The sequence below is a fragment of the Ferrimonas pelagia genome (assembly GCF_039543565.1).
Lineage (GTDB): Bacteria > Pseudomonadota > Gammaproteobacteria > Enterobacterales > Shewanellaceae > Ferrimonas > Ferrimonas pelagia.
Genome location: NZ_BAABJZ010000049.1, coordinates 1 through 2,719, shown reverse-complemented (window position 1 = coordinate 2,719; position 2,719 = coordinate 1). Strand labels below are relative to the sequence as shown.

At 47.2% G+C, this 2,719-nt stretch carries 2 protein-coding genes and 1 pseudogene; 2 read left to right on the top strand and 1 reads right to left on the bottom strand.

Features of this window, described 5'->3' with window-relative positions; translation table 11 throughout:
- Nucleotides 1-129: 129 nt before the first annotated feature.
- Nucleotides 130-300 (top strand): annotated as a pseudogene (locus ABEA08_RS22030) (IS5/IS1182 family transposase); the annotation flags it as partial.
- A 168-nt stretch (nt 301-468) separates the two neighbouring features.
- Here the strand turns inward: ABEA08_RS22030 and ABEA08_RS09600 are convergent.
- Nucleotides 469-1,692 carry a M20/M25/M40 family metallo-hydrolase gene (locus tag ABEA08_RS09600; RefSeq protein WP_345335077.1) on the bottom strand — a complete coding sequence of 408 codons (1,224 nt, stop codon included), beginning with the start codon at nt 1,690-1,692 and terminating at the stop codon, nt 469-471.
- A gap of 514 nt (nt 1,693-2,206) precedes the next feature.
- Between ABEA08_RS09600 and ABEA08_RS09595 the strand changes: the two genes are divergently transcribed.
- Complete coding sequence (locus tag ABEA08_RS09595; RefSeq protein WP_345335076.1) at nt 2,207-2,602, top strand: hypothetical protein; 396 nt, start codon at nt 2,207-2,209, stop codon at nt 2,600-2,602.
- Nucleotides 2,603-2,719: the final 117 nt, after the last annotated feature.

Genomic DNA, 2,719 nt, shown 5'->3' with positions numbered 1-2,719 from the left:
GCATCATTGGGCTCGGCTTCCTTGTCGGCCTGGTTGGTTTGGCGATTGATCAGATCGCACTTTGGAAGCCGAGTTCCCTCCAAATCTGAGAACTCAGTGATCTACATTTCGGAACAGTTATTTAGCGGCTACCACCAGCGATCGCTTTCTGAAACCGACGTCGGTCACTATAAGCAACCCATCAGCCCAAAGCTGAGCCTACGCGATTACGATGCTCAAGTCAGCGAAGCATTGGCTGGCGTGAAGGCGATGAACAACATCATTGGACTCGGTATGCCTGTTTGCCAGGCAGCCGGTTAATCCGTAGAAAGCCCACTCCGAGGGTGAATTGCTCAACAACGCCGTGAAGAATAAAAAGGCGGCCTATAATAGCCGCCTCTTCAGCATGCCATGGGCTGAAATCGGAAAGTGCTTTGCACCCTCACTGAATATATGCCCGATATCAACCTTTGGCATGGTTCCAATTGATCAGATATGGTCCAGACGGATATGGCTGTTTTTCAGATCACCCCGGCTGATCCCTTTACCGTTATTCATGCCGTTGAAGTGCCGCAGTAATGAAGCAATTGCATGGATCGAAGCGACCAGGTCACCTGTGTGCGCAGACTCAGAAGATGTGTGCATATTACGGATAGGGTACCCAATGGTGATAGCGGCACTGTCGACGCCAGCCAGCGCAGCGGCCATTCCATCAGTGCCCATATCACGACCAGAGAAGTCCAGTTGATACGGGATCTCCTGCTCACGACAAACTTCTTCCATGCATTTCACCAGGAATTCTGATGCGACAGAGCCACGGCCAATGGTGAAACCGTCGCCCATCTTGAGCGGGTTCATTTTGCGGTTAGCAATACCCGGTGCAGCTTCGTAATCATGGTTTACGTCTGTTGCAATTAGCACATCAGGTTTGAGCTCTCCGACCATCTGGGTTGAGCCAAATCGACCGATCTCTTCATGGGTCGCGATGGTGTACAAGACACGAACATTATCCAGGCTTTCAGCTGCAGCGAGGCGGGCGACCTCAGCAACAGAGAAACAACCTAAGCCATTGTCCAAGTAGGCACCGTAGAAGGTATCAGGCGACACGCCACGCTTGATCGGGCGGTCTAGCAGAATAGGATCACCGACTCGTAAGCCCAGCGCTTCCACCTGCTCCTTACGATCCTCGCCATGGGTGTGCAACTCCAGATAAATGGATTCGGCTTTGATCCCCTGTTCACCTGAGCGCTGCGCAGGCGTTGAAAAATGGATGGCACCTAACGCTTCAACGGTACAGTTCTCGATCATCCGGTAACGGGATGCGTCATCGGGATGCTGGCAGAATACCTTAACTTCGTGACCAATGAGGGTGGTTGGCAGGAAGGAGTCGGTATTGATCCAAACTTTGCCATCACTGTCGATTTTACGCACTTGCATACGGATCTTATCCGCATGGCCGACAATCATGACACTCACCAGATCATCTCGACCAGGGTGAGAATCAAAGACCAAGCCAGCATTACCTTTAAATTGATGCACTGCCCAATCCTGCGGCATAAATGATTCAAACTCTGGCTTGATCACACCGTAGCTCATGGCCGCTTCAAAACCAATGGGCGAAGGTGCTGCCAACACTTTTTTCATAAACTCAAACTGAGCGTGTGGCATCTCACTTTGCCATGGTTTCGTTTGCGGATCGTTCTTCGAAGTCATTATTATTTTTATCCTATATGTGTACGGCTGTTCTCTATTCCACTTCTGGCAACGAATATCAAAGCTATCGATATCAGTGTGAAGTTGAAACAGACCAAGCTATAGATTATTGCCTTATTCTTCAAGCTGAACAAAGCGGACTGGTGAAATAATGAACATTCGTCATCTACTGTGAAGGCCGTTAAGTATCGAGCAAGACCACGGTTCGAGGTTAAGATTGGCGCTAGACCTTGGCGTTTGATGACTCAGGATCACTCTCACCGGAAGGATCCTCTGTTTCGGCCAAAGGGCAATCGTAATAGAACCCTAAGAGATCGATTAAATGGGGATAGCCTGTTAGCAGAATCTCACTTTCATCGGTATTAATGTAACAACAAATCTGCCAACAACAGTCATAACATCACTGTCAATTCCTTTGCAAAATAGGCGCTATATTTAGGTGAACCCAAGATGGCTAACCACTTGAAATTAATGTATAAGTTTGACATATCGTTACATTCTGAAAGGTTAAACTTTGAACTCTCACACAACAGTCATCGTCGAATGGTATGGACCTTACACATACGATGAAATTTGCGAAAATCCTGATTGGGAAAATGGCCTATATTTGGCTACAGGTAAACTCAAGTACGAGCGGGAAGCGACAATCCAGTATTGTGGGATTACCGAGGGTAGTTATATAGGCCGTCTAAAAAACCATCACAAAGTCCATGAAATTACCAAAGAGCAAGAGTTTTGGATTGGAGAGATAGCGTACCCTTCAAATGCTTCACGTCATTTTTTAGAAATGGCCGAATCTATGATTATTTACTTTTGGCAGCCAGAACTAAATGAGCGTAAAAAGCTTTCCCTTCCAAAACCTGTAACACTAATAAACAAATGGTACAAAAAAGATAATTCCCCTAAATAACTGATCCTAATTGTGCTCCAGTTTCTGCAATCCATGACCACCACCCGGGAATGGTGAGGCGTTGTTCATGAAGTACTTCACCCGCCTGATTAGTTGCCACATGTGCTTGCACCGATG